Source organism: Mesorhizobium australicum WSM2073 (assembly GCF_000230995.2).
In the GTDB taxonomy this organism is placed as follows: Bacteria; Pseudomonadota; Alphaproteobacteria; order Rhizobiales; family Rhizobiaceae; genus Mesorhizobium; species Mesorhizobium australicum.
The window spans coordinates 2,325,433-2,349,950 of sequence record NC_019973.1 but is presented as its reverse complement, the minus strand read 5'-3'; the positions used below and the strand labels follow the sequence as shown (position 1 = coordinate 2,349,950).

Genomic DNA, 24,518 nt, shown 5'->3' with positions numbered 1-24,518 from the left:
CAAGGACGTTTGGCCGGAACCGGTCCCGACATTTCGCATCGGGACAGGCCCGGCCTTGCCACATCCCCGTTATCGGCTACAGCTGCGAGTGGAGAGAAGAATGCACGAAGCCGACGAGATCGACCTGCGCTGCCCGCAAGTGGTGGCCGACAATGCCGCCAAGGGCCTGCGGCTGCGCAAGCAGTTCGGCCGTGGCGGCACCGAGATCGGCGTGGCGCGGGCGACGGAGCTGAAGAACCGTGAGAAGCTGGCGCCTTCCACCATCCGCCGCATGGTCAGCTACTTTGCCCGCCACGAGGTCGACAAGCGCGGCAAGAATTACGGCAATGAGGAAAACCCTTCGGCCGGCACCATCGCCTGGCTCTTATGGGGCGGCGACGAGGGCCGCGCCTGGGCGCTGGAGATCAAGCAGAAAATCGGCAACGCGCCCGATATCTGAGGATGCCCTGCCCTCCGCTATGGCTTCGGGCGTTCGTCGCTTCAATCGACAAATCGTTGTCGATTGATCGGCTTCGCCGACCACTCCTCACCCCTTGACCCCGCCGGCGGTGAGGCCGGAGACGATCTTGCGCTGGAAGACCAGCACCAGCATTACCAGCGGCACCGTGACGATCACAGAGGCGGCCATGATGTTGCCCCAGGGGATTTCGAACTGCGAATTGCCCGAAAGCAGCGCGATCGCCACCGGCACGGTCCGCCGCGCGTCGTTGGAGGTGAAGGTCAGCGCAAACAGGAACTCGTTCCACGCGCCGATGAAGGCCAGCAGCCCGGTGGTCGCCAGCGCCGGCCACATCAGCGGCAGGAAGATGCGCGTGATGATGATCCACGGCGTCGCGCCGTCAAGGATCGCCGCCTCCTCGACCTCCACCGGCAGGTCGCGCACGAAAGCGGTGAGCACCCAGACGGTGAACGGCAGCGTGAAGATCATGTAGGAGAAGATCAGCGCGAGGAGCGAATTGTAGAGGCCGAACAGCCGCACCAGCTCGAACAGCCCGGCCAACACCGCCACCTGCGGGAACATCGAGACCGACAGGATGACGAACAGCAATGCCGAGCGTCCGCGAAAGCGGATACGCGCCAGTGCGTAGGCCGCGGTGACGCCGAGGGACAGCGACAGCGCCACCACCGCACCCGAAACCACCAGCGAGTTCAGCAGGTTGCGCAGGAAGGCGCCTTCGGCCACCACGTTGCGGTAATTGCCGAGGCTGGGCACCTTCGGCCACAGGTCGGCCTGGAACAGCTCGGTCCCCGATTTCAGGCTGGTGACGATGGCGTAATAGAACGGGAACACCGCGATCAGCACGATTGCTCCGACCAGCAGATAAAAACCTATGCGCTTCAGCAGCCACATCTCAGCGGCCTCCGTCCAGGCTTAGCCGGCCGATGCGGATGGTGAGCATGGTGAGCAGAGCGAGGATGAGGAAGAGCAGGGTCGAGGCGGCCGAGCCATAGGCGAACTTGTCGAACTCGAACAGGTTCTCGCGGGCGAACACCGACATCGACTTGGTGTGCGCATTGTTGGGCGTCAGCACATAGATCAGGTCGAAGATCCGCAGCGCATCGAGCGCCCGGAAGATCACCGCCACCATCACCGCCGGGCGGATCAGCGGCAAGGTCACCCGCCAGAAGATCTGCCAGGGATTGGCGCCGTCCAGCCTGGCGACCTCGATGATCTCGCGCGGCAGCATCTGCAGCGCGGCAAGAATCAGCAGCGCCATGAAGGGCGTCGTCTTCCAGATGTCGACGATCAGCACCGCCGCCATCGCCGTATCCGTGCTGGCGGTCCAGGCGATCTTGTGGTCGATCACCCCGAGGTTGACGAGCACGACATTGATGATGCCGAACTGGTCGTTCAGCATCCACTGCCACATCTTCGCCGAGACGATGGTCGGGATCGCCCAGGGGATGAGGATCGCCGCCCTGACGATGCCGCGGCCGGCGAATTCGGCATTGAGCACCAGGGCGACGACCATGCCGAGGATCGTCTCGCAGGTCACCGAAACCACCGCGAACCGCACCGTGTTCCACACGGCGCCCCACCAGACCGGATCGAGAAGCAGCCCGTCATAGATGACCCGCCCGCTCGGCATGCGCAGGACCGAGACGTAATTGGCCAGGCCGACCCATTGGCGGGCATCGAGGTCTGACAGCGAGGCATCGGTGAAGCTGAAATAGACCGTGCGCGCCAGCGGCCAGCCGGCAGCGGCGGCGAGCACCACAAGCATCGGCGCCAGGAACAGCCATGCCGAGCGCGCACGCTGGCGCGTCAGGCTCGAACCAGAGCGCGCATCGGCCGGATGCACGCTCACCAGCCCTTGCCTTTCAGCCGGGTCAGCGTCGCTTCGAGGTCGGCCAGATTGTCGGCGGCGCTGCCTTCGCCGGACAAGGTCTTGTGGACGGCGTTCCAGAACTGGCTCGACGCCTCGTTGTACTTGTTCCTGGTCACCGCCGAGGGCCGAGGCCCGGCATTGAGGAAGACCTCTTTCCAGTGTGGAATGATCGGCTGTTGCCGGGCGATGTCGGCATCGTCATAGAGCGCCTGGATGGTCGGCAGGTTGGCGGTCTTGAGCGTGCGGTATTTCTGCATTGCCGGCGAGGCGATGAACTTGACCAGCTCGATCGCGGCATCCGGGTGCTTGGAATATTTCGAGACCGCGAGATTCCAGCCGCCGAGCGTCGCCGCCGGCCGGGCGCCCTCGCCCGTGCCCGCCGGCAGCGGTGCGACATCGAACTTGCCCTTGATCGGCGACCCCTGGCTGTTGCCCAGCGCATAGGCATAGGGCCAGTTGCGCATGAAGACCGCATTGCCGGTCTGCCACACGCCGCGCGCCTCCTCTTCCTGGTAGGCGAGCACGCCCGGCGGCGCGATGGTGCCGATCCAGGCCTTCGCCATGTCGAGCGCGGCCGCCGCCTGGGGGTTGTTGATTGAAATCGCGCCATCCGGCTCGACGATATGGCCGCCGCCATTCGACACCACCCATTCGAACGCGTCGCAGGTCAGCCCCTCATAGGCGTTGCCCTGGAAGACGAAACCCCAGATATCCCTGTTGCCCGACGCCCGCTCCTTGTCCATCACCAGCCTGGCGGTGTCGCCCAGCTCCTTCCAGGTGGCCGGCACCTTGGCGCCGTATTTGTCGAGCAGGTCCTTGCGGTAGTAGAGCGCCGGCGCATCGGTGAAGATCGGCAGCGCCACCAGCCTGCCGTCGACGGTCTGCGACTGGATGATCGACGGGAAGTGCTTGGCCACGACATCCCTGGTCGCCTGGGTCAGGTCGACGAACTGGCTGGCGAGCTGCGGCGCCCAGATGACATCGGTCTGGTAGACGTCGACGTCGCTGTTGCCGGCGGCGAGCCACAGCCTGTACTGGCCGAACTGGTCGGTCCCGGACGACGGCATGGCGACGATGGTGACCGTGTCGCCGCTCTCCTTCTCATAGCGGTCGAGGATCTCGCGCAGCACCTTGAGGCCGTTGCCGGTGTCGCCCGACACGATCGACAGCTCGAGCGCGCGCGCCGGACCCGCCGCGAGCACGACAGCGACGCTCAACGCCAGCCATGCATGGAAAAGCTTCATCGCGGTGGATCTCCCTTGGCAGCCGGCGGCGCACGGCACCGGCAGCCGGTCAGGACCCCACCGTTCATTGAATGCGGAGCAGCGCCTTGGGTTCCCGAACAGCCATCGCCGCCAGTCAGCCTTCCCAGGCGACGGGCCTCATGCCCAGCCGCTCGTAAAGCCGCACGGCGGCGGGGTTCTCGAGCGTATTGGTCTTGAGGTCGACATGGGCGGCGCCCCGGTCGCGAAAAATGGCGAAGGCGTGCCACATCAGCGCTTCGCCGACACCCTTGCCGCGCGCCTCGGGATGAACGGCCAGATCCTTGACGAACGCCGAGCTCCAGCACAGTGCAGCCGCCGCCAGCCTGCCCTTGGCGTCGATAATGAGGAAACACAGCGCCGGGTCGAATTGGGGATCTTCGGATATGCGTGGCCACCATTCGTCGAAGGGGCCGTCCGTGCCGTCGTCGAACACTTCGCCCAGCAACGCATGCAGGGGCAGCGCGTCGCCGCGCTCGAACGAGCGCATGACGAAGCCGTCCGGCCAATGCGGTGGAACAAGTGTCTCGTCGAGGATCTTGCGCAGCCGGATGTCGTTCGGAGCCGGCGGGCGCGGTTCGGGCATCGCGCTCAGGCGTCGGGCTGAAGGCGCCCGCGCTTGCGGTCGACGCCGAGGCCGGTCGCCTCGAGCAGGCCCTTGCGCTTGGCGTCGAAATAATAGCCGGTCTGGTAGAGCCAGTCGGCCTTCTTGGCGTTGCCGTTGGACACCAGCCAGGCGCCGCGCAGATATTTGACCGCGTATTTGAGGTTGGTCTCGGCGTCGAACAGGCCCTTGGCCGGCCCATCATAGCCCATGCCGCGCGCCGTCGCGTGCTTGATCTGCATCAGCCCCCAATGGCCGTTATTGTAGGCCTTGGGATTGTAGGTGCTTTCGCGGTTGACGACATGGCGCACCAGATCGACCGGCACCTGGTAGAAGGCGGCGTATTTGACGATCAGCCGGTCGACGTCGCCGCGCATGCCGGTCGCATGCTGCTCCGGCTCGACCGACTCCGACGGGAACTGCACCAGGGCAGCCGGGTTCTGCGGCACGACATAGGCCACCTGCTGCACGCCAGGCAGTTTCTGGCCGCCCTTGGCAACCGCCGGCACGATGAGCCCGGCGGTCGTATAGGTCTCCGCCGACTGGATCGGTCGGCCGGCTTTCGCCGGGGCCGGCGCCTGCCAGGCATTGGCGGCCATCACGGCGGGCACGGCAGGCGCGGTTGGGGTCGCCCCGGCAAAGGCCGCGGCCGGCTGCGCGGCGGCATCGAGGGCCGGTGTACCCGCGCTTGGAGTCGACTCGGCGGTCTGGACGGGGCTGATTCCGGAGGATTGCGGCAGCACCGAAACCGTTTCCGGCAACGGGATGGTGAAGCCGGCATCGCTACCGGCAGCGGTCGCGGTTTCGGTCAGCGACGGCGCGGCCTTCATTTGCGAGGTCGAGGTGCAGCCGCTGATGCCGGCAGCCGCCACGATCATGCCGATGGCGATAAGGGTTTGTTTTGCTGGCAAGCCGCGTTCGGTGTCCGGTTTGTCGGGTGTTAAGATTTTCCTTACACCAGCGATTCCTGGGTAGCAATCGGGGCCATCTGGTGGTTTTCGGGTGGCGGGATGCAGGCAGCGATGCCATATTGTTCCTGATATGTACCGGCAGGAATCCCGGATTTCGCCGCTTTGTGGAAAGGAGCGCAGCATGGAAACGACATCTTCGATCACGGCCGGCCACGCAGTGTTAGAAACAGTGATCGGTTTCATGGGCATTGCCTGGAGCGAAAAGGGCCTGATCCGGCTTTGCCTGCCCGAACGCAGCCGCGAAGCGGTGGAGCGGCGGCTGATGCGCCATGCCGGCATTTCCGCCTCCACGGCCCAGCCGTCATGGGTGGTCGAACTGATCGCCTCGATCAAGGCTTACGCCGCGGGCGAGGACGTCGATTTCACCGGCTTTCCCGTCGACCTCGACGGCATCGACGATTTCCGCCTCGCCGTCTACGACGCGGCACGGAAACTCAGCTACGGCGAAACCACCACCTATGGCGAACTCGCCAAGCGCGCCGGCCATGCCGGCCTGCCGCGCGAAACCGGGGCGGCCCTTGGCGCCAATCCAGTGCCGCTGGTCATCCCGTGCCACCGCATCGTCGCTGCCGGCGGCAAGATCGGCGGCTTCTCCGCACCCGGCGGCTCGACCACCAAGGAAAAGATGCTGGCCATGGAAGGCGTGCGCGTCGGCCCGCCGCCGCCGGCTCAGGTGTCCTTCGGCTTCTGAGAACAGTAAGCCGCTCCCGGGTGCTAATGGCGCCGGATGAATCGATGCCTGAAATGCTCATTGTCCGGCCGCTTGCAGTTGTACACCGGGCAGGACTTGGTGTCGGCGCTCGGCACATAGGCGCGTGTCCGCACCTCGCCCATGGTGCAGAATTGCTGGCTCTGCACATAGCGGTCATAGAGCGGCAGCCCCGGCACCCGCTTCGACTGATAGCGAAGGATAACCGCACCTTGGCGCGCGATCGTCGACTGGACCTTGCCGCAGCTCAGACGTGTCGGGTCGTAGCGCGAGATCGCCTGCGCCTGGGCGGCCACCAGCGTGAGGCAGGCGGCAAGCAGGATGGTTTTCATGGTCCTTTCCCCTCGATCCGCCGCCCGGGACGGCACGATCTTGCGCCACGGTTTCACCAGATTGAGGCGGCCGTTGGGCGGCCCCGGATCACGACGTTTTCACGCAGTCTTGTTTTTTGTGCGAAAGCAGCCTATATCAGCCCCATTGATATTTCGGCCGATCGATCCGGGCCTCGCGATCTTCGCGTTTGCTGACGTCTATCTCCAAAATCTCGATGCACACCGGCTGGACTTCGGTCCGGTCATACCAAAGCAAATGTGAAGGACTATTTTTATGGCAACTGGAACGGTCAAGTGGTTCAACGCCACCAAGGGTTTCGGCTTCATCCAGCCTGACAGCGGCGGCGCGGACGTTTTCGTCCACATCTCGGCTGTCGAGCGCGCTGGACTGTCGACCCTGGTCGAAGGCCAGAAGATCAACTTCGAGATCGAGCAGGACCGCCGCACTGGCAAGTCGTCCGCTGGTTCTCTGAGCAAGGCAGCCTGATTTTGAAAATGGCGCGCGCCGGACGAGAGTTCGGGGCGCGCGGCAAGTCACGGATGTACTGACGGTCGCGCGAGAAGCGCGCCGGAGCGGAAAGACCCGACAAGCTGGAACAGCAGATAGCTGCCAGCCCGGACCGGACGCTCCCAATCAGGCTACCGAAATGGGAAGGCGGGATTTATCCCGCCTTTTTATTTGTCTGGGGTTTGGCGAAGCTGCTGTCCTTTTCCCCGTCTCTATACGGGGAGAAGGACGCTGCGGCACCGCTTTCGCCAACTACCGGCCGCCCTACCCCACCCATTCGATCGGCACATGCCCCGGGTCCGCCTCCACGCGGCCGAGCCAGGCGACCACCGCCGGATAGGCGTCGAGTTGGAACCCGCCCTGCTCCGCCGTGTGGGTATAAGCATAGAGCGCGATGTCGGCGATGCTGAATGTGCGGCCGGCGAAGAAGGCGTTGTTTTCGAGATATGTGTTCATGACGCCAAGCGCCTTGTTGCCGCGCTCCAGCGTCACAGCCAGCCGCTCCGGCGTGGCATCCGCTGCGCGTTCCGGAAAGGTCAGCAGCGCCTTGCGCACGGCGATATAGGGCTCGTGGCTGTATTGTTCGAAGAACAGCCACTGATAAGCGAGCCCGCGCTCATATTTGTCCGCGGGCAGCAAGCGTGTGCCTTCGGCGAGATAGAGCAGGATGGCGTTGGATTCTGCCAGCCGCCGGCCGTCGTCCAGTTCCAGCAGTGGCACCATGGCGTTCGGGTTCTTGGCGACGAAATCGGCCTTGCGCGTATCGCCGGTATGCGAACTCACCTCGACAGTGGTGAAGGCCAGGCCGAGCTTGGCCATCAGCAAACGCGGCTTGTAGCAATTGCCGCTATCGATCATGCTGTAAAGTATCATCATGGTTCCCCGGAGCGCTGCTTCTGCGAGCCGATTATCGCAGCGGCGCCATCCTCAACCAATGATTTGTTTTGGCGCGACCATCAGCGCCGCTTATGCAATGGCACGACCTTGTTGTCGAAGCCCAGCAGCGCATCGACGGCAAGCGGCTCTTCGTTGAAGATGGTGCCGGCCAGCGCCGGACGCCCAAGCAGAAAGCCCTGCAGCAAATCGACCCCGCCTTCGAGCGCGACACGCAAATGGGTGGGCTGCTCGATGCCCTCGACCAGCACCTTGGCACCGCGATCGTGGAGGCTGGACACCAGCGGGCGGAAGAAGCGTTCCGCGGCGGCGTGGCGGCAGAATTCCGCGAACCAGCCGCCATCGATCTTGACGATGTCGGGCTGAAGCAGGCTCACCCGCTCCACGGTCGAATGGCCGGTGCCGAAATCGTCAATGGCGATGCGGATGCCGTCGCGCCGCATTTCACGCACCAGCCTGGCCAGCAGCGCATCGTCCGCCGCCTGCTCGGTGATTTCACACACCAGCATGGCCGGTGCCAGGCCGAGTTCATCGAGGTGCCGGCTCATCAGCCGGATCTCGGCCAGCGCCCGTCCAGCATGGTCGTTGACCAGGGGATTGTAATTGAAGAACAGGTCGAGCCCGTCGACCCCGATATTGTGGAAATTCCTCAGATGCAGCACCCGGCACATTGTTTCGACGTACAGCCGCTCCGGAGCCGCGACGCTGTCGAAGAACACCCGCGGCGACACCGGCCGGCCGGCGCGGTGCGGTTCGATCAGGCCCTCGACGGCCACGGGATGCAAGCTGCCGCCGCGCGGGGCGTAGATCGGCTGGTAGGCGCTGCGCAGGCGGAAGTCGCCATGGATGCCACATTCGATGCCGATCTCGTCGACGAAGATCGCATCGCCGACGGTGCGCCGCCGCTCGACGCTCATGGCGCCACCTTGCGCCCGAAGGCTTTTGCGGGCCGCCCGGTGCGCGGCGCGACGGCGGGGGGAGCGGGCGCATGGCTCGGGGGAGGAACCGGCTCGGGACTGCCCTGGCCGAAAGCGCGGAAACTCGTCGGCGCCAGTTCTGGGCGGGCCAGCACATAGCCCTGGACCATCGAGGCGCCCGATCGTTCCGCCAGCTCCAGTTGCCAGCCTTCCTCGATACCTTCGAACACGGTGCGGATGCCCTGGTCCTCGAAGCTCCTCACCATGGATGTCAGCAGCGCGAAACCGGCGCCCGATTCCATCAGTTGCGTGATCCAGTGCGCATCGAACTTGACGATGTCGGGGCGCAATTCCTTGACGCGGGTGATGTCGGAATCGTCGGCGCCATAGTCGTCGACGGCAATCCGGAAGCCGTTGGCCCTGAGCGCGGCGACGAAGCCGTGCAGGGTTTCCTGCGATGCCGATCTCTGCTCCGTCACCTCGCAAACGACGCGGCCCGGATCGATGCCGGCTTCCTGCAGCACCAGCCGCATGTCACGCAAGGCATTGTCGGCGACAGCGCGCTCGGTGAACACCGACGGGTCGAAATTGATGAAGATCGACGCCTCTTGCGGCAGGCAGGCGCCGGCATTGAGCAGATGCAGCGTCCTGGTCAGCGCCTCGACATGCAGACGGTCGGCCGCCGGACAGGTGGAAAAAAAGCTCATCGGCGATTGCGGCTCGCCGTCGCGAAACGGGCGGATCAGCCCTTCGAAGGCGGCAACCGAAAGCTTGCCCTCGTTGAAGGCAAAGATCGGCTGAAAAGCGCTTTGCAGCGTATAAATGCCCCAGACACCACTCGAGGTGCCGTCATCATGACGGGTGATATGGGCAAGTCCGATGCTGCGCGACAAAGGTTCCTCGCTCCGCGACCTGGCGGAATTGAACCGCGATCCTGCCATGCAAGCCTCTACCGCCCGTTAATGAACTTTCTTTTGCCGATCACGCCTCATTGACCGCGCTGCCCCACCTGGCCCAGCCGACAAGGCTTGCGCTGACGGGAATGTTGCGACATGAGAAGCGCCGCGGCCGCTCCTGGCCGCGCCGATCCTTTGGAGAGACAAAAGGTCATGGCCTTTCTTGCCGACACCCTTTCCCGCGTTAAGCCTTCCGCCACCATCGCGGTGACGCAGAAAGCGCGCGAGCTGAAAAATGCCGGCCGGGACATCATTGGCCTTGGCGCCGGCGAGCCCGATTTCGACACGCCCGACAACATCAAGAATGCGGCGATCGAGGCCATTCGCCGTGGCGAGACCAAATACCCGCCGGTTTCGGGCATCGTGCCGCTGCGCGAGGCGATCGCGAAAAAATTCAAGCGCGAGAACAATCTCGACTACAAGCCCGAGCAGACCATCGTCGGCACCGGCGGCAAGCAGATCCTGTTCAACGCCTTCATGGCGACGCTAAACCCCGGCGACGAGGTCATCATCCCCCGCCCCTACTGGGTCAGCTATCCCGAAATGGTGGCGATCTGCGGCGGCACGTCGGTATTTGCCGACACCTCGATCGACAATGGCTTCAAGCTGACGCCGGCGGTGCTGGAAAAGGCAATCACACCGAAGACCAAATGGCTGCTGATGAACTCGCCGTCGAACCCGTCGGGCGCGGCCTATAGCGAGGCCGAACTGCGGGCGCTCGCCGACGTGCTGTTGAAGCACCCGCAGGTCTGGACGCTGACCGACGACATGTACGAACACCTGACCTATGGCGACTTCGTCTTCAAGACTATCGCCGAGGTCGAGCCCAAGCTCTACGAGCGCACGCTGACCATGAACGGCGTCTCGAAAGCCTATGCCATGACCGGCTGGCGCATCGGCTACGCCGCCGGTCCCGTCCAGTTGATCAAGGCGATGGACATGATTCAGGGCCAGCAGACCTCCGGCGCCTGCACCATCGCGCAATGGGCTTCGGTCGAGGCGTTGAATGGCCCGCAGGATTTCATCGCCAAGAACAAGGCGATCTTTCAAGGCAGGCGGGACCTCGTCGTCTCGATGCTCAACCAGGCGCGCGGCATCACCTGCCCGTCGCCGGAAGGCGCCTTCTATGTCTATCCGTCCTGCGCCCAGCTGATCGGGAAGAAGACCAAGGCCGGCAAGATGATCGACACCGACGAGGCCTTCTGCTCGGAACTGCTCGAGGCCGAGGGCGTCGCGGTGGTGTTCGGCTCGGCCTTCGGCCTTGGCCCCAACTTCCGCATCTCCTACGCCACCTCGGAGACGCTGCTGGAGGAAGCCTGCACGCGCATCCAGCGCTTCACGGCATCGCTGACCTGATCTGGTAGATCCGAAACAAACCCGGCGTCACCGCTGTCAGGCGTTACCGCCGGGTTTTGTGGATACAGCAATCAGCCGCCATATTGCTCAGCGCTCACCGTTTCCAGCCAGTCGGCATGGACGCCGTCGAGCGCCTCCTGCATGGCGATGTGCGTCATTGCCGATTTCGGCGCCGCGCCATGCCAATGCTTCTCGCCGGGCGCGAAGGAGATGACGTCACCGGCCCTGATTTCCTGGATCGGCCCGTCCCATGTCTGGACCAGGCCGGCGCCTGCGGTGACATAAAGCGTCTGGCCAAGCGGATGCGTGTGCCAGTGGGTGCGCGCGCCGGGCTCGAAACTGACCAGCGTGGCCCTGAGCCGCGCTGGCGGCTCCTTCTCGATGATTGGCGTCTGCAGAACCCGGCCGGTGAAATATTTTTCCGGCGCTATAACGGTCGGCACGCTGCCGCAAGCAATGATCTTCATCGTCTGTTCCCTGGAACTGGTGGTTGCCGGTGAGATGCCGGCCCGCGAAGTGAGCCGCATTCTCGGTCTGGATCGGCTCTGATGCAACCGCCCTTGTCACCTCGCTTGGACGAAGGCCTGATTTCTTAACCATGACACTTGCCGGCACGGGACCGCCAAGCGAAATGCCCGGGAATTCAATGTCTTCTTAACGGCTGCGCACTAGCCGTTGGCCTGCATTGCGGGGGCTGGCGGATGAGCATACTGGCGACGATCAAGGACCATAGCGGCCGGATCTATCGCGGTATCCAGTCGCTGCTCGTGATCAGCACCGGCGCGGCGGTGCTTGGCGCTTTCGACGTCTCGCAAGACCTGTCAGCCGGCGGTGCCTTCGCCATCTCGATCCTGGCCACGAGCCTGGCCTTGCTGGCATTGATGTACATGCGCAGCAGCGTCGTCCATCGTCTCCAGTCGGCCGCCGCTGCGGAAGCCGAGAAACATCATTTCCTCACCAGAGATGCGATGACCGGCGCCACGACGAGACGCTATTTCCTCGAAGCGCTGCGCGAAGGCCTGGGCACCAGGCGCGACAGGCGCGAGGCAGCCTTGCTCTTGATCGACCTCGACCATTTCAAGCAGTTGAACGACACGTTCGGACACCAGTTCGGCGACCTCACCTTGGCGCATCTGGTCAAGACCGCGGAGCGCATCTTTGCCGGCGCCATGGTAGGACGCCTCGGCGGCGACGAATTCGGTGTTATCATTCCCCATGGCGACCTGGCGGCCATCAACAAGGATGTCAGACGATTGCTGGATGCCATGCGCGCCGGCAAATCGCATGAAGGCAAGACCATTCCGCTCTCCATTTCGATCGGCGTCGCCCTGGCGCCGGCCCATGCCTCGAACACGACGGAATTGATGCTGGTTGCCGATCTGGCGCTTTATGAAAGCAAGGCGGCGGGCCGTGGCCGCGTCACCGTCTTCGACGAGGAGATGCTGTCCGACAAGCGCTACCGGCGGCTGGTCGAACGGGAATTGCGCGCCGCGGTCTATCTGGGCGAACTCGAACTGCATTATCAGCCGATCGTCGGCCCGGACGGTTCCACCGAGGCGTTCGAGGGGCTGATCCGCTGGCGCCACCCGGTTCGCGGGCTGATCGCGCCGGCCGAGTTCATTGCGATCGCCGAGCGATCGACGTTGATCGACATGCTCGGCGAATGGGTGTTCAAGCGGGCTTGTGCCGACATCGGCCAGTTCGCCGGCCGCCGCATTTCCATCAACGTCTCCGGCGAGCAGCTCAAGCGTGACGAGATCGTGACCATGTGCGACCGCGTGCTGAAGGACACTGGCCGGTCGGCATCACAGTTCATCATCGAGATCACCGAGACGGTGGCGACCGCCGCCACGCCCGAGATCCTGCGGCGCCTCGAGGCATTGCGTGGCCTCGGCTTTCACATCGCCCTCGACGATTTCGGCACCGGCCATTGCGGCTTCAACTATCTGAAGACCTTGCCCGTCGACATCATCAAGATCGATCGCTCCTACATCCGCGCCCTCGCTCACGATCAGGTGGCACAGATATTCGTCTCGGCGCTGGCGCAGATCGCGCGCATCCAGGAGGTCACCATCGTGGCGGAAGGCGTGGAGACGGCAGAAGAATTCGCTCTCGCCAAGGCGGCCGGGTGCAATCGCTTCCAGGGTTATTTCTTCGGCAGGCCGGTGCCTCGCGGCAAGCTCGCGCTGCTTGACGGGCGCTCGGCCGAACCGCTCGCGCTCAGCGCCTGAGAGGGCCGGCCGTGCCTGCTCCCTATTTTTCTTGCCCTGCCGGCAAACAAGTGGGACGATAATCGCGGGCAGGTCGAAACAGACCGCCCGCGACGGTCGAACAGGCCGGCCGCCGCTCAGGACCGATTGACCCTGGCCTGAACCATGAATGCCAGTCGGTCCCCAGGAAACGCCTGAGTGGAGGTCAGTCATGGGTACTCGCGCCGGAGGACGACGCACGGGACCGAAATGCATTGCCATAGTCGGTCCCTTCGCAAGCGGTAAGACGACACTTCTCGAAGCCATATTGGCCCGTACCGGCGCCATTCCCCGCCAGAACCCGGTTTCCTCAGGCAATACTGTTTCAGATCATTCGCCCGAGGCCCGCGCCCACGCCATGAGCGTCGAGGCGTCGATCGCCACCACCGAGTTCATGGGCGAGCAGTTCACCTTCATCGACTGCCCCGGATCGATCGAATTCTCCTTCGAGGCCGAACCGGTGCTGGCCGCCTGCGACGTCGCGGTGGTCGTGGCCGAGGCCGACGAAAAGAAAATCCCCGCCTTGCAGCTCATCATGCGCAAGCTCGACGATCTCGGCGTGCCGCGCATCCTGTTCCTCAACAAGGTCGACAAGGCGATCGCGGGCGTGCGCGATACGCTGAAGATGCTGCAGCCGACAAGCGCGGCGCCGCTGCTTCTGCGCCAGATCCCGCTGCGCAAGGACGGCGTCGTGATCGGCTCGATCGATCTGGCGCTGGAGCGCGCCTACATCTACCGCGAATATGCCGAAAGCGAGGTGGCCGAGATACCGGGCGACGACAAGGCGCGCGAACTGGAGGCGCGCTTCTCCATGCTGGAGACGCTGGCCGATCACGACGATGAGTTGATGGAGCAGCTGCTGGAAGAGATAGAGCCGCCGAAGGACGCGATCTTCGACGATCTCGCCGCCGATCTGCGCGAAGGCGCGGTGACGCCGGTGCTGATCGGCACCGCCGAGAAAGGCAATGGCGTGCTGCGCCTCTTGAAGACGATCCGCCATGACGCGCCCGACATCGAGGCGACCCGCAAGCGGCTCGGCGCCCCGGACGGCAATGCGACGGTGGTCCAGGTGATGAAGACCATCCACACGCCGCATGGCGGCAAGCTGTCGGTGTCTCGCATCCTGTCCGGCCAGGTCGCCGACGGCTCGGAACTGTGGCTGCCCGGCGGCGACACCGCCAAGGTTTCCGGAATCTACCGGATGCTGGGCAAGGATCAGGTCAAGCTGACCGCCGCCAGGACCGGCGACACCGTGGCGCTCGGCAAACTAGACGCGGTCAAGACCGGCCAGACGCTCACCTCGGCCAAGGGCGGTGCCAAACAGCTCTTCGATGTCGAGCCGCCGCAGCCGGTCTTCGCCTTCGCGCTGCGCCCCAGGGAGCGCAAGGACGAGGTCAAGATGTCGGCCGCCATCCAGCGCCTGGCAGAGGAGGATCCCTCGCTCAGCCTGCGCCACAACCAGGATTCGGCCGAGACCGTGCTGTCAGGGCATGGCGAGATGCATCTGCGCGTCGTGCGCGAGCGGCTGGAGGGCAAGAACCAGATACCGGTGGAAGGCCATGCGCCGGCGGTGCCCTATCGCGAGACGATCCGAAAGCCGGTGCAGCAGCGCGGCCGCCACAAGAAACAGTCGGGCGGCCATGGCCAGTTCGGCGATGTCGTCATCGAGATCAAGCCGCTGCCGCGCGGCTCCGGCTTCCAGTTCACCGACACCATCACCGGCGGCGTCGTGCCCAAGACCTACATCCAGTCGGTCGAGACAGGCATACGTGACTACCTGAAATCCGGCCCGCTCGGCTTCCCCGTGGTCGATGTCGCGGTCAACCTGTCGGACGGCTCGTACCATGCGGTCGATTCCTCCGACATGGCCTTCCAGATGGCGGCCAAGCTCGCCATGAAGGAAGGCATGGCCGCCTGCTCGCCGGTGCTTCTGGAACCGGTGATGAAGGTAGAGATCGTCACGCCGTCGGACGCGACATCGAAGATCATCGCGCTGATCCCGCAGCGGCGCGGCCAGATCCTCGGCTATGACGCGCGGCCCGACTGGCCGGGATGGGACGTCGTCGAGGCGACCATGCCGCAGGCCGAGATCGGCGATCTGATTATCGAGCTGCGCTCGGCCACGTCAGGCGTTGCCAGCTACCGCGCCGTTTTCGATCACATGGCCGAGCTGACTGGTCGTCTCGCCGACGAAGCGATGAACGCCAACGGCAAGGCTGCCTGATTTCGCCCGGTGCCAGATTCCGAATCATGTGGAGCCCCCTCGAACGATCGAGGGGGCGAAAACCAAAAACGACGCCCGGGGGGCCGGACGCCGTTTTGTTTGCGGACCGTTTTCTCGGGAGGAAAAACGGCAGGTCCGCCGCATGTCGAGGTCGTCGCGCTTCGGCGCAAAAGGTTCGGACGCGGTAGCCGCCTGAGCCCGGGCCGTACGAGTGATGCCCCCATCTCCCGTCCGAACCACACCGCGTCCTATCATCCACTTAGCAGATGGAGGGTGTCCTTGTCATGTTACCAGAGGTTACATGACACTGTTACGCGGCAATTCCGGTGAATTTTTCAGCCATCCCAGTGGCATGCAGGCAACAAAAAAGCCGGATCAACGAAGATCCGGCTGAGTTTGATTGGAAGTGCCTGTTAAGGCTAACCTCCAGAGGGGAACACTCGAGGACGCTAATGGGAGGAGAACGCGTCCAGGAGATGATCTATATATGTGCTCTTCATGCCCAAGAAACAAGCATCTATTTTGCAACACACACATGCAAAAAGGCACAGGCTGTGGTCCAACCCATTCCGAAAGCCAATAGGACCAGCAGAATCGTGAAAATGAGGCGCGATTTCGGGTCATTGTCGTCTCGAAAACGCCGATCCCGACCGATTTTGCTCCCGAATGCCGAAAAACACTGATGATGTGGAATGAGGCAGCGGCGGTTCATTTCCAAGGCAGTCAAGCGAGGATCGACCATTGCGCAGGTTTTCGGCGATCGCCGGCAGCGGCATTTTCCTGATCGCGGCTCCCGGCGTTGTCGCCGGGCTGGTTCCCTGGCTGCTTAGCGATCGCTGGGGCCTGCCATGGTCGCCCCTGCCCTCGTTTGCGCTCACCGGCGGCATGCTCGTCATTGCCGCGGCCGCGGTGCTGCTGCATGCCTTCGCCCGCTTCGCGCTGGAGGGGCTGGGCACGCCCGCCCCCGTCGCACCGACCGAAAGGCTGGTGATCGGCGGCGTCTACCGCCATGTCCGCAATCCCATGTACGTCGCCGTGCTGTCGATCATTCTGGGCCAGGCGCTGCTGTTCTCGAGCTGGTCGATCGCTGCCTACGCGGCAATCGCGGCGGCTGCCATGGTCACCTTCGTCAAGCTCTACGAGGAGCCGACGCTCGCCGGCCGCTATGGCGCCGAATACGAGGCCTACCGCCGCAACGTACCGGGCTGGCTGCCGCGGATTACGCCTTGGAAAGGATAAGCTAGAACGACCAGCTTCTGGCCTTGGCGATGATGAAGTCGCGAAACACGTGCAGCTTGGCCTGGTTTTTCATCGCGTCGGGGTAGGCGAAATAGGTGTCGAAGGACGGCACCTCGGTCTCCGGCAGCAGCTGCACCAGGCCGGAATCCTTGCTGATCACATAATCCGGCAGCATGGCGATGCCGGCGCCGCCCTGCACGGCGCGCTTGATCGACAGGATGTCGTTGATCTGCAGCGACGGCACGCGCTGGCCGCTCTCGAAATCGCCGACCGTCTCCAGCCAGTTCAACTCCGACAGATGCGACGGCACGGGCAGGCCGAAGGTGACGATGCGATGGGTTCTCAGCTCCGCGACCGAGCCCGGCTTGCCGTGCTTGGCGACATAGGATGGGGCTGCGTAAAGGTGGAAATGCACGGTGAACAGGCGGCGCTGGATCAGGTCCGGCTGTTGCGGCTGGCGCAGCCGGATGGCGCAATCCGCCTGGCGCATGGTGAGGTCGAGTTCCTCGTTGGCGAGGATCAGCTGTAGGCTGATTTCGGGATAGAGTTCGATGAACTCCTGCACCCGCTCGGTCAGCCAGCCGGCGCCGAGGCCAACGGTCGTCGTTACCCTGAGCACGCCGGACGGCCGGTCCTTGGTCTCGGTCAGCCGCGACTTGATGGTCTCGAGCTTCATCAGCACGTCATGCGCCGTGCGGAACAGCATCTCGCCCTGTTCGGTCAGCACCAGGCCGCGCGCATGGCGGTTGAACAGCGGCACGCCGACATCATGTTCGAGCGCGCTGACCTGCCTCGAGATCGCCGATTGCGACAGATGCAGCGTCTCGGCCGCATGGGTGAACGACCCCGCTTCCGCCGCGGCGTGAAACACGCGTAGCTTGTCCCAGTCCAACGCCATGATTTCCCCTCGTTCCGGTTGGCGTCTGAATGAAAAATCAGGCTTTTACACGGCGTTTCTAAGCCGTTTTATACAGTCTGCGGCGGCCCCTATTCCGCTGCTTGGCGATGCACCTCGATGCCGGCCAGATACTTTTCCGCTTCGAGCGCGGCCATGCAGCCCAGCCCCGCCGCTGTCACGGCCTGCCGATAGATATCGTCGGTCACGTCGCCAGCGGCGAACACGCCGGGCACGTCGGTGCGCGTCGAATCCGGCGCTGTCCACAGATAGCCGTTCGGCTTCTGCTTCAGCTTGCCCGCGAACAGCTCGACCGCGGGCGCATGGCCGATAGCCACGAAGACGCCGTCGATCTTGAGGTGGCTCTCGGCGCCGGTGACGGCATGCCTGAGCTTCAGCCCTTCGACCGAAGGCGGCAGCGGTGCCTTGCCGGGGCGGCCGGTGATCTCATCGACGATCGTGTCCCAGATGACGCGGACATTGTCCTTTTTCAACAACCGTTCGCGCAGGATGCGTTCGGCACGGAAATCCGAGCGCCTGTGGATGACGGTAACGCTCTTGGCGAGGTTGGACAGATAGAGCGCCTCCTCCACCGCCGAATTGCCGCCGCCGACCACCGCGACATCCTTGCCGCGATAGAAGAAGCCGTCGCAGGTGGCGCAGGCGGAAACGCCGAAGCCCATGAAGTCCTGCTCGGTCGGAATGCCCAGCCACTTGGCTTGCGCGCCGGTGGCGATGATCAGCGCATCGGCCGTGTAGGTCGTGCCGGAATCGCCCTTGGCGCGGAACGGCCGCACGTTGAGGTCAACCTCGGTGATGATGTCGTTGATGATGTCGGTGCCGACATGCTCGGCCTGCTTGAGCATCTGCTCCATCAGCCACGGTCCCTGGATCGGATCGGCGAAGCCGGGGTAGTTCTCGACATCCGTGGTGATCATCAATTGGCCGCCCTGCTGCAGACCGGCGACCAGCATCGGCTTCAGCATGGCCCGCGCGGCATAGACCGCCGCCGTATAGCCGGCCGGACCGGAACCGATGATGAGAACGGGCGCGTGCTTGGTGGTCATTTGGAGCCTCTGCGGGGGCGGACAGCGAGTGTGCCTTGGAAAAAGACGTGGAGTATCGCTCTTAATGTAAGGGCTGCCAACCACGCCAGCAAGACGAACGGACCGTCGTCCCCGGAAAGCTTCGGCCCCTATGGATATTCGCGCGATGGCCGCTTTCGTTACCTGTCCACAATCGCGTCGACGAGGGCTGGCTTCGACGCAAAAGTCGTTTAATTACAAAATAGCGGAAGATTCTTGCGCCACACTGATCATCGAGAACCCTGATGCCCCTCAAGGCCGATCTTGACGCCATCGACTGGAAGATCCTGCGCGAGCTTCAGTCGGATGGGCGCATGACCAATGTCGAGCTCTCGAACCGCGTCGGCATTTCGGCACCGCCCTGCCTGCGCCGGGTCAAGCGGCTGGAAGAAGCCGGCATCATCCGCGGCTACCGCGCGCTGCTCAACGCCCCGGCGCTGGGCCTCGATGTCGTTGCCTTCTGCCTGGTCGGGCTGCATCACCAGGCCGATGCCGAACTGCGCATCTTCGCCGAGCGTACGCGCGGTTGGCCGGTCGTGCGCGATGCCTGGATGGTATCGGGCGAATCCGACTTTCTGCTGCATTGCGTGGCGAGCGACCTCGGCGCCTTCCAGACCTTCGTCATCGAGGAACTGACCTCGACGCCGAACGTCGACACGGTCCGCACCGCGCTCACCATCCGCCGCGTCAAGGATGAGGGCCTGGTGTCGTTCGAGCGATCCTGAGCCGGGCGAACGCCTGCGCGATGGCCGAATTCCCGACATTCGCCATACAGGTGCCGCGTTGGTATTCGAAAGACGCTGATGTACAAGGCTGGACGGCTCTGCCGGATTCGCCGCTCGACTGACGCTTCATTGGTTTCCCGAGCATTCCAGCATGTGTAACGGTTTTCCGCCCGGAATTGCTTGAGAACAGATGGCGCCAGCAGCGTATATTCCGGGAAGAATCCGCCATGGGAAGGGGACCATGACCCGTTTTGCAAGCCCGGTCTCGGCGCTGATCATCTGCGTGAACGAGGCCGATATGATCGGCCCGTGCCTGGAAAGCATCGATTTCTGTGCCGAGATCATCATCGTCGATTCCGGCTCGACGGACGGCACCGTCGAATGCGTTGAAAGCTATATCGCCAGGGGCTATCCGATAACGCTGCTGCACAATGACTGGCCGGGCTTCCCCCGCCAGCGGCAATTCGCGCTCGACCACGCCAACCAGCCTTGGTGCCTTTCGATCGACCCGGACGAGCGCGTCGACGACCGATTGCGGCAGTCGATCGTGGCCATCACCCAGGCGGCCGGCGGCAAGGCCAGCGGATGGTACATGCGCCGCCGCGACTGGCTGAAGGGCTACGGTTATGCCCATCGCTGGGTGCTGCACAACAGGCTGCTCAGGCTTTTCCGCAGGGAAGGCGCCAGCATGGATCTAACGGCACGGGTGCATGAATCCGTTCACGTGCCGGGCGAGACCGACACGATCGAAGAGGGTCTCTTGCTGCATCGCCGTGAAATATCGGTCGAGGAGGATCTTGCCCGAGCCAACACCTATTCCAGCCTCAAGGCGGTGACGCTGGTCGAGAGAGGCAAGAAGCCCGGCCTGGTGCGGCTGGTGCTGTCGCCGTTCGGCAACTTCCTCAAATTCTACCTGGCCAAGCGCTACTTCCTGTGCGGCCGGCACGGCTTCGTCTACTCGATGTCTGTGATGATCTATTCCTTCGCCACCGAAGCCAAGCTCTACGAAGCCTCGCAGCAAAACGACCAGGCGTAGGCCCTACGATCCGAGCGCGTCGATGGCGGCGAGCAGGCCGCCGAGATCGTGGTCGTCATGCAAGCGCCTGATGGCGAAGCCAGGCTGAAGCGCCGCCTCACCGTCGACCAGCCAGCCCTGTGCCAGCCCTGCGCGTTGGGCCGCCTGCATGTCGGCCAGCTTGTCGCCGACCATCAGGGAGCGCTGGAGGTCAAGATCAAGGCGCCTGCCCGCCTCGATCAGCATGCCCGGATTGGGCTTGCGCATCGGATGGTCCGTTATGGCGAGCGGCCCGACGCCCGCCTCGTGATAGGCGCAGGCCAGCACCATGTCGACGAACGCGCCCTGCCTGTCCAGCAAATGGAGCACGCGGTCGTTTACCGCGGCAAAGACGCCCCAGTCGAAATAGCCGCGCGCGATGCCGGACTGATTGGTGACCACGACCACCGGAATGCCGATCCGGTTGGCGGCGGCGATCGCCGGCAGCATCTGCGGCCTGAGTTCTATCTCGTCCGGGTCGCTGGGATAGTCGGTGTCGACATTGATGGTGCCGTCACGGTCCAGGAACAGCGCCGGCGAGCGCGCGGGGAAAACCCGCCCGCCGATCCGCTGGACCCACAAGCCCGGCTCGGCCAGCGGAAACGGCGCTGTTTCGTCAGCCATTCGACAGGCGCGCTTCGACCACCTCGCACAGATAGTGATAGAGGCACAGATGCCCCTGCTGGATGATCGGCGTCGAGGTCGAGGGGACGTTGAGCAGGATGTCGGTGAGCGGCTTGAGCTTGCCGCCGGTATCGCCGGTCAGGCTGATCACCGTCATGTCCATCATGCGCGCCTGTTCGGCCGCGGCGAGAATGCTCGGCGAATTGCCGCTGGTCGAGATTGCCAAAAGCACGCCGCCCGCGGCGCCATGCGCTTCGACCTGGCGCGAAAACACCGTGTCGAAGCCGTAATCATTGCCCCAGGCGGTCAGCATCCCGGCGTTGGCCGGCAGAGCGATCACATTGTAGGCCTTGCGTTCCTTCAGGAAGCGACCGACCAGTTCGGTGGCGATATGGATGGCGTCGCTGGCCGAGCCGCCATTGCCGCAGACCAGCAAGGCCTTTCCCTGGGAAAGCGCCGCCACGACAGCATTCACCGCAAGGTCCATTTCGCCGGTCAGATCTCGCTCTACCGTGGCGGTGATGGCGGCCGCCGAGCGGACCAGGTAGTCGTTCAATTCGGACATGAATTCCCTCAGTTGGTGGCGCCGCCGGCGCGCAGTTTGCCGATGGTGCCAGTGGTGCTCTTGCCGGCGACGAGATCGACCAGAACGACGCGCCCGCCCGCCTTTTGCACCACATCGGCGCCGACCACGGTGTCGACCGTGTAGTCGGCGCCCTTGACCAGTATGTCGGGCAGAAGCGCCTCGATCAGAGCCAGCGGCGTATCCTCATCGAAGACAATGACGGCATCGACCGAAGCGAGCGCGGCAAGCACGCAGGCGCGGTCATGCTGGTCGTTGACCGGTCGGCCCGGCCCTTTCAGCCGTCGCACCGAGGCGTCGCTGTTGAGGCCGAGCACCAGCCGGTCGCACTGGCTGCGCGCCGCGTGTAGCAGGCTGACATGGCCGGCATGCAGGATGTCGAAGCAGCCATTGGTGAAGCCGACGCTCAGGCCCTCCGCCTTCCATCCCGCCACCATGCGCGCGGCCGAAGTGGCGTCCAGGATAGCGTCCTTGTGCGCGGTCGGTCCGTGCGAGCGGAACAGCGCGCCGGTGAGTTCCTCGACGCTCAGTCGCGCGGTGCCGCGTTTTCCGACCACGACGCCGCCGGCGGCGTTGGCGATGGAGGCAGCGGCGACAGGATCGGCACCGGCGGCAAGCGCCAGCGCGAAGCTCGCGATCACCGTATCGCCAGCGCCCGAGACATCGAACACCTCACGTGCCTGGGTGGCGATGTGGCTCGCCTCGTCGGGACCGACCACGCTCATGCCCTTCTCGCTGCGCGTGGCGACGACGAAGTCGAAGCCATGCGCCGCAATCAGTTCCCGTGCCGCCGCAACGATCTCGTCATCGGCGAACACCGCATGGCCGACGGCCTCGCCAAGCTCCTTGCGGTTGGGGGTGACGGCGGTCGCCCCGGCGTAGCGCGCGTAGTCGCGGCCCTTCGGGTCGACCAGCACCGGCTTACCCGCTTCACGGCAGATGGCGATCAATTCGGCGGCGACGCCGTCCAGCAATATGCCCTTGCCGTAATCGGACAGGATAACGATGTCGGCCTGCTGCAATGCGTTCCGGAAACGGCGGATCAGTTCCGCCCGTTCCGCTTCGCCGAGCGGCTTGATCTCTTCCTCGTCGAAACGCAGCACCTGCTGGTTGAGCGCGCTGAAGCGGCTCTTTGACGAGGTCATGCGGCCGCGCTGCTGTGAAAGGCCCACTGTCTCGGCGCCAAGCTCGCCCAGCATCCGCACCAGACTGTCACCGGCGGGATCGGTGCCGATCACCGAGACCGGAATGGCGCGCGCGCCAAGCGAGACGATGTTGGCCACGACGTTGCCGGCGCCGCCCATCGCTGAGCTTTCGCCACGCCCATGCAGCACCGGAATCGGCGCTTCCGGCGAGATCCGCTCGATGACGCCATTGACGAAGCGGTCGAGGATGATATCGCCGACCACCAGCACGGCGACGTCGCCGAAGCGCGCAATGGCGCGGTGCAGGGGTTCGGGTGAAGGCGGATTGTGCTTGATCATGTCATCTGCCACGCGCGGGTAACGCCGATCTCAGATAGGTCGAAACACCAGATTTGCGAGGCCGGCCGGTCATGCCTGCCGATATACCGCAATTGGGCACCAACGCAACGCCGGGGCGGAGGCAAACCCGGACAGGTCAGGCCTTCTGCAAGGCGACGTGGACGCCCAGCCCGACCAGCACCGCGCCGCCGGCCTTCTGCATCAGCCGCTGCGCACGGCTCGAACGCCGCAGCCGGCCGATCACGAGGCCGGCCAGGAACACGCACACGACATCGGCCGACGAGAACATCAGGTTGACGATGGTGCCCAGCACCACGAATTGCACCCAGACCGGCAACCCCGCCGAGGCATTGATGAACTGCGGCAGGAACGCCATGAAGAAGATCGCGGTCTTGGGATTGAGTACCTCGACGGTGATGCTCTCGAAAAACGCCCGGCGGGCCGATTTGCGGGTGATCGCCGGCAGCGCCACGTCGCCCTCCACGCGCTTGCGAAACAGCGAGATACCCAACCAGATCAGGTACAGCGCGCCGACCAGCTTGACGGCCATGTAGAGCGGCGGCACGGCGTGGAACAGCACCGACAGGCCAGCGGCGGCGGCAAAGACATGGACATAGCCGCCCAGATGAATGCCGAGTGCCGCCGTCAGCCCCGACCAGCGCCCCCGCGCCATCGTCTGCGCGGCGGCATAAAGCATGGCGGGGCCCGGAATGTAGGCGAAGATCGCCGTAGTGGCGAAAAACGCGATCAGCAGTTCGGTCGGCGGCATTTCTTGTCCTTCATGCTCCTGCCCTGTCCGATTGCAGGCCTTTCAGTCAGCCCGTGGGATGGCTTTGGATTGGCCTGCGCGAACAGTTGCCATGAAAGCCGACATGACTTTTTTGTGGAATGACGGACTGAATGCGCCGATACGCGCACCCGGTTCGAAATAAGCCGACGATTCCAGAATATCGTGGTTGTACTCGTCGACTATGATCCAAAGCGGGATAGCGTCAAGGCCGGCGCCGCGGCGTTCAATTTCAGGAACGCCAACCGCGACGCGATCACGGCCCGGCTGGGGGGAGGTGATTGCAAGGATGAAAAGGTTCGTCCCTTCGGCTTTTCCGGGAAGAACGGCGACGAAGGCGACAGGCCTCGCCTTGCGGCCTTCGGTGTCGCCGTCTCCATGTTGGCAATGCCACAGATATGGATATCGCCAGACGTCCGCGGCCACTGGTTTAATCACGGTCCAATTCCGCGGCGTACTCCTCCAGCATCTCGACATGTTGCAGCGGTGCATCCTCGGCCGCGTAGACGCGACGGCTATCGTTGCCGAAGCGCGCTTCGTAGGCCTCGATGCTCATCAGGACATATCTCGGCTTGTTGTGACGAGTGATGGAGACCGGCTGCTGGCTGGCAGCCGCGAGCACATCGCCGAGATTCTGTTTCAGATCAGTGGATGGATAGTGTTTCACTGGAAATTCCGTTTGCCCATAATAGACAAGATGGACAAAACAGACAAGCCTGAGCGGGCGAGC

27 protein-coding genes are annotated in these 24,518 nt (G+C 64.0%); 9 read left to right on the top strand and 18 right to left on the bottom strand.

Translation table 11 applies throughout. The features are described from left to right. Positions 1–100: 100 nt before the first annotated feature. The gene (locus MESAU_RS11315; RefSeq protein WP_015316182.1) at positions 101–439 is read left to right on the top strand and encodes a hypothetical protein; all 339 of its coding nucleotides are present in this window, start codon (positions 101–103) and stop codon (positions 437–439) included. An 87-nt stretch (positions 440–526) separates the two neighbouring features. Here MESAU_RS11315 and MESAU_RS11310 read toward each other — a convergent pair whose 3' ends face one another. The 5 genes from MESAU_RS11310 to MESAU_RS11290 all read right to left on the bottom strand — a co-directional run bounded on the left by MESAU_RS11310 (position 527) and on the right by MESAU_RS11290 (position 5,107). Then, positions 527–1,351, bottom strand: coding sequence for a carbohydrate ABC transporter permease (locus tag MESAU_RS11310; protein ID WP_015316181.1), 825 nt, complete (start codon positions 1,349–1,351; stop codon positions 527–529). A gap of 1 nt (position 1,352) precedes the next feature. Further along, positions 1,353–2,225 (bottom strand): carbohydrate ABC transporter permease, encoded by an 873-nt coding sequence (locus MESAU_RS11305; protein WP_245263000.1) that lies wholly within the window; start codon positions 2,223–2,225, stop codon positions 1,353–1,355. Between the two features lie 80 nt (positions 2,226–2,305). After that, the gene (locus MESAU_RS11300; protein ID WP_015316179.1) at positions 2,306–3,574 is read right to left on the bottom strand and encodes an ABC transporter substrate-binding protein; all 1,269 of its coding nucleotides are present in this window, start codon (positions 3,572–3,574) and stop codon (positions 2,306–2,308) included. Positions 3,575–3,689: 115 nt separating this feature from the next. Further along, positions 3,690–4,178 carry a GNAT family N-acetyltransferase gene (locus MESAU_RS11295; RefSeq protein WP_015316178.1) on the bottom strand — a complete coding sequence of 163 codons (489 nt, stop codon included), beginning with the start codon at positions 4,176–4,178 and terminating at the stop codon, positions 3,690–3,692. A 5-nt stretch (positions 4,179–4,183) separates the two neighbouring features. Next, complete coding sequence (locus MESAU_RS11290; RefSeq protein WP_015316177.1) at positions 4,184–5,107, bottom strand: lytic transglycosylase domain-containing protein; 924 nt, start codon at positions 5,105–5,107, stop codon at positions 4,184–4,186. Between the two features lie 181 nt (positions 5,108–5,288). Between MESAU_RS11290 and MESAU_RS11285 the strand changes: the two genes are divergently transcribed. Continuing rightward, positions 5,289–5,858, top strand: coding sequence for a methylated-DNA--[protein]-cysteine S-methyltransferase (locus tag MESAU_RS11285; protein WP_015316176.1), 570 nt, complete (start codon positions 5,289–5,291; stop codon positions 5,856–5,858). A gap of 23 nt (positions 5,859–5,881) precedes the next feature. On the opposite strand, the gene MESAU_RS11280 is transcribed toward MESAU_RS11285, so the two are convergent. Continuing rightward, a complete protein-coding gene (locus tag MESAU_RS11280; RefSeq protein WP_015316175.1) occupies positions 5,882–6,208 on the bottom strand; it encodes a hypothetical protein in 327 nt (108 codons plus the stop codon). 274 nt (positions 6,209–6,482) lie between these two features. On the opposite strand from MESAU_RS11280, the gene MESAU_RS11275 reads away from it, so the two are divergent. Next, complete coding sequence (locus MESAU_RS11275; protein WP_015316174.1) at positions 6,483–6,695, top strand: cold-shock protein; 213 nt, start codon at positions 6,483–6,485, stop codon at positions 6,693–6,695. A gap of 285 nt (positions 6,696–6,980) precedes the next feature. Here MESAU_RS11275 and MESAU_RS11270 read toward each other — a convergent pair whose 3' ends face one another. From MESAU_RS11270 to MESAU_RS11260, 3 genes are all read right to left on the bottom strand, one after another. Next, a complete protein-coding gene (locus MESAU_RS11270; RefSeq protein ID WP_015316173.1) occupies positions 6,981–7,589 on the bottom strand; it encodes a glutathione S-transferase family protein in 609 nt (202 codons plus the stop codon). Positions 7,590–7,672: 83 nt separating this feature from the next. Then, the gene (locus tag MESAU_RS11265) at positions 7,673–8,527 is read right to left on the bottom strand and encodes an EAL domain-containing protein (RefSeq protein ID WP_015316172.1); all 855 of its coding nucleotides are present in this window, start codon (positions 8,525–8,527) and stop codon (positions 7,673–7,675) included. Next, positions 8,524–9,420, bottom strand: coding sequence for an EAL domain-containing protein (locus MESAU_RS11260; protein ID WP_041163693.1), 897 nt, complete (start codon positions 9,418–9,420; stop codon positions 8,524–8,526). Before MESAU_RS11260 ends, MESAU_RS11265 begins: the two co-directional genes overlap by 4 nt. A 216-nt stretch (positions 9,421–9,636) precedes the next feature. On the opposite strand from MESAU_RS11260, the gene MESAU_RS11255 reads away from it, so the two are divergent. Then, entirely contained in the window at positions 9,637–10,839 is a 1,203-nt protein-coding gene (locus MESAU_RS11255; RefSeq protein WP_015316170.1) for a pyridoxal phosphate-dependent aminotransferase, read from the top strand. A gap of 71 nt (positions 10,840–10,910) precedes the next feature. Here MESAU_RS11255 and MESAU_RS11250 read toward each other — a convergent pair whose 3' ends face one another. After that, on the bottom strand, positions 10,911–11,306 hold the full coding sequence (locus tag MESAU_RS11250; protein WP_015316169.1) for a (R)-mandelonitrile lyase: 396 nt from the start codon (positions 11,304–11,306) through the stop codon (positions 10,911–10,913). Positions 11,307–11,540: 234 nt separating this feature from the next. Between MESAU_RS11250 and MESAU_RS11245 the strand changes: the two genes are divergently transcribed. From MESAU_RS11245 to MESAU_RS11235, 3 genes are all read left to right on the top strand, one after another. Beyond that, positions 11,541–13,070, top strand: a complete 1,530-nt coding sequence (locus MESAU_RS11245) for a putative bifunctional diguanylate cyclase/phosphodiesterase (RefSeq protein ID WP_015316168.1) — start codon at positions 11,541–11,543, stop codon at positions 13,068–13,070. A 190-nt stretch (positions 13,071–13,260) separates the two neighbouring features. Next, positions 13,261–15,312, top strand: a complete 2,052-nt coding sequence (locus tag MESAU_RS11240) for an elongation factor G (protein ID WP_015316167.1) — start codon at positions 13,261–13,263, stop codon at positions 15,310–15,312. A gap of 741 nt (positions 15,313–16,053) precedes the next feature. Further along, a complete protein-coding gene (locus tag MESAU_RS11235) occupies positions 16,054–16,551 on the top strand; it encodes a methyltransferase family protein (protein WP_015316166.1) in 498 nt (165 codons plus the stop codon). A 1-nt stretch (position 16,552) separates the two neighbouring features. Here MESAU_RS11235 and MESAU_RS11230 read toward each other — a convergent pair whose 3' ends face one another. Then, a complete protein-coding gene (locus tag MESAU_RS11230) occupies positions 16,553–17,449 on the bottom strand; it encodes a LysR family transcriptional regulator (protein ID WP_015316165.1) in 897 nt (298 codons plus the stop codon). An 89-nt stretch (positions 17,450–17,538) separates the two neighbouring features. Continuing rightward, positions 17,539–18,513 carry a thioredoxin-disulfide reductase gene (gene trxB, locus MESAU_RS11225; protein WP_015316164.1) on the bottom strand — a complete coding sequence of 325 codons (975 nt, stop codon included), beginning with the start codon at positions 18,511–18,513 and terminating at the stop codon, positions 17,539–17,541. A gap of 263 nt (positions 18,514–18,776) precedes the next feature. Here trxB and MESAU_RS11220 point away from each other — a divergent pair, with 263 nt between their 5' ends. Together MESAU_RS11220 and MESAU_RS11215 are read left to right on the top strand one after the other, a co-directional pair. Next, positions 18,777–19,256 (top strand): Lrp/AsnC family transcriptional regulator, encoded by a 480-nt coding sequence (locus tag MESAU_RS11220; protein ID WP_015316163.1) that lies wholly within the window; start codon positions 18,777–18,779, stop codon positions 19,254–19,256. A 241-nt stretch (positions 19,257–19,497) separates the two neighbouring features. Continuing rightward, positions 19,498–20,292, top strand: a complete 795-nt coding sequence (locus MESAU_RS11215; RefSeq protein ID WP_015316162.1) for a glycosyltransferase family 2 protein — start codon at positions 19,498–19,500, stop codon at positions 20,290–20,292. 3 nt (positions 20,293–20,295) lie between these two features. Here MESAU_RS11215 and gmhB read toward each other — a convergent pair whose 3' ends face one another. From gmhB to MESAU_RS11185, 6 genes are all read right to left on the bottom strand, one after another. Further along, the gene (gene gmhB, locus MESAU_RS11210) at positions 20,296–20,934 is read right to left on the bottom strand and encodes a D-glycero-beta-D-manno-heptose 1,7-bisphosphate 7-phosphatase (RefSeq protein WP_015316161.1); all 639 of its coding nucleotides are present in this window, start codon (positions 20,932–20,934) and stop codon (positions 20,296–20,298) included. Beyond that, positions 20,927–21,499, bottom strand: a complete 573-nt coding sequence (locus MESAU_RS11205) for a D-sedoheptulose-7-phosphate isomerase (RefSeq protein WP_015316160.1) — start codon at positions 21,497–21,499, stop codon at positions 20,927–20,929. Before MESAU_RS11205 ends, gmhB begins: the two co-directional genes overlap by 8 nt. Positions 21,500–21,507: 8 nt before the next feature. Next, the gene (rfaE1, locus tag MESAU_RS11200) at positions 21,508–23,001 is read right to left on the bottom strand and encodes a D-glycero-beta-D-manno-heptose-7-phosphate kinase (protein WP_015316159.1); all 1,494 of its coding nucleotides are present in this window, start codon (positions 22,999–23,001) and stop codon (positions 21,508–21,510) included. Positions 23,002–23,137: 136 nt separating this feature from the next. Continuing rightward, positions 23,138–23,770, bottom strand: a complete 633-nt coding sequence (locus tag MESAU_RS11195; protein WP_015316158.1) for a LysE family translocator — start codon at positions 23,768–23,770, stop codon at positions 23,138–23,140. Between the two features lie 42 nt (positions 23,771–23,812). Continuing rightward, positions 23,813–24,226 (bottom strand): hypothetical protein, encoded by a 414-nt coding sequence (locus tag MESAU_RS11190; RefSeq protein WP_041163331.1) that lies wholly within the window; start codon positions 24,224–24,226, stop codon positions 23,813–23,815. Then, entirely contained in the window at positions 24,219–24,455 is a 237-nt protein-coding gene (locus MESAU_RS11185; protein ID WP_015316156.1) for a type II toxin-antitoxin system Phd/YefM family antitoxin, read from the bottom strand. The genes MESAU_RS11190 and MESAU_RS11185 overlap by 8 nt, the downstream gene beginning before the upstream one ends. Between the last annotated feature and the right edge of the window lie 63 nt (positions 24,456–24,518).

Coding starts and splice junctions, on each gene's coding strand:
- MESAU_RS11285 (WP_015316176.1), top strand. CDS start 5,289: ATGGAAACGACATCTTCGATCACGGCCGGCCACGCAGTGTTAGAAACA.
- MESAU_RS11250 (WP_015316169.1), bottom strand. CDS start 11,306: ATGAAGATCATTGCTTGCGGCAGCGTGCCGACCGTTATAGCGCCGGAA.
- MESAU_RS11315 (WP_015316182.1), top strand. CDS start 101: ATGCACGAAGCCGACGAGATCGACCTGCGCTGCCCGCAAGTGGTGGCC.
- MESAU_RS11295 (WP_015316178.1), bottom strand. CDS start 4,178: ATGCCCGAACCGCGCCCGCCGGCTCCGAACGACATCCGGCTGCGCAAG.
- MESAU_RS11205 (WP_015316160.1), bottom strand. CDS start 21,499: ATGTCCGAATTGAACGACTACCTGGTCCGCTCGGCGGCCGCCATCACC.
- MESAU_RS11280 (WP_015316175.1), bottom strand. CDS start 6,208: ATGAAAACCATCCTGCTTGCCGCCTGCCTCACGCTGGTGGCCGCCCAG.
- MESAU_RS11230 (WP_015316165.1), bottom strand. CDS start 17,449: ATGGCGTTGGACTGGGACAAGCTACGCGTGTTTCACGCCGCGGCGGAA.
- trxB (WP_015316164.1), bottom strand. CDS start 18,513: ATGACCACCAAGCACGCGCCCGTTCTCATCATCGGTTCCGGTCCGGCC.
- rfaE1 (WP_015316159.1), bottom strand. CDS start 23,001: ATGATCAAGCACAATCCGCCTTCACCCGAACCCCTGCACCGCGCCATT.
- gmhB (WP_015316161.1), bottom strand. CDS start 20,934: ATGGCTGACGAAACAGCGCCGTTTCCGCTGGCCGAGCCGGGCTTGTGG.
- MESAU_RS11245 (WP_015316168.1), top strand. CDS start 11,541: ATGAGCATACTGGCGACGATCAAGGACCATAGCGGCCGGATCTATCGC.
- MESAU_RS11220 (WP_015316163.1), top strand. CDS start 18,777: ATGCCCCTCAAGGCCGATCTTGACGCCATCGACTGGAAGATCCTGCGC.
- MESAU_RS11275 (WP_015316174.1), top strand. CDS start 6,483: ATGGCAACTGGAACGGTCAAGTGGTTCAACGCCACCAAGGGTTTCGGC.
- MESAU_RS11215 (WP_015316162.1), top strand. CDS start 19,498: ATGACCCGTTTTGCAAGCCCGGTCTCGGCGCTGATCATCTGCGTGAAC.
- MESAU_RS11195 (WP_015316158.1), bottom strand. CDS start 23,770: ATGCCGCCGACCGAACTGCTGATCGCGTTTTTCGCCACTACGGCGATC.
- MESAU_RS11270 (WP_015316173.1), bottom strand. CDS start 7,589: ATGATACTTTACAGCATGATCGATAGCGGCAATTGCTACAAGCCGCGT.
- MESAU_RS11305 (WP_245263000.1), bottom strand. CDS start 2,225: ATGCTTGTGGTGCTCGCCGCCGCTGCCGGCTGGCCGCTGGCGCGCACG.
- MESAU_RS11255 (WP_015316170.1), top strand. CDS start 9,637: ATGGCCTTTCTTGCCGACACCCTTTCCCGCGTTAAGCCTTCCGCCACC.
- MESAU_RS11300 (WP_015316179.1), bottom strand. CDS start 3,574: ATGAAGCTTTTCCATGCATGGCTGGCGTTGAGCGTCGCTGTCGTGCTC.
- MESAU_RS11265 (WP_015316172.1), bottom strand. CDS start 8,527: ATGAGCGTCGAGCGGCGGCGCACCGTCGGCGATGCGATCTTCGTCGAC.
- MESAU_RS11310 (WP_015316181.1), bottom strand. CDS start 1,351: ATGTGGCTGCTGAAGCGCATAGGTTTTTATCTGCTGGTCGGAGCAATC.
- MESAU_RS11240 (WP_015316167.1), top strand. CDS start 13,261: ATGGGTACTCGCGCCGGAGGACGACGCACGGGACCGAAATGCATTGCC.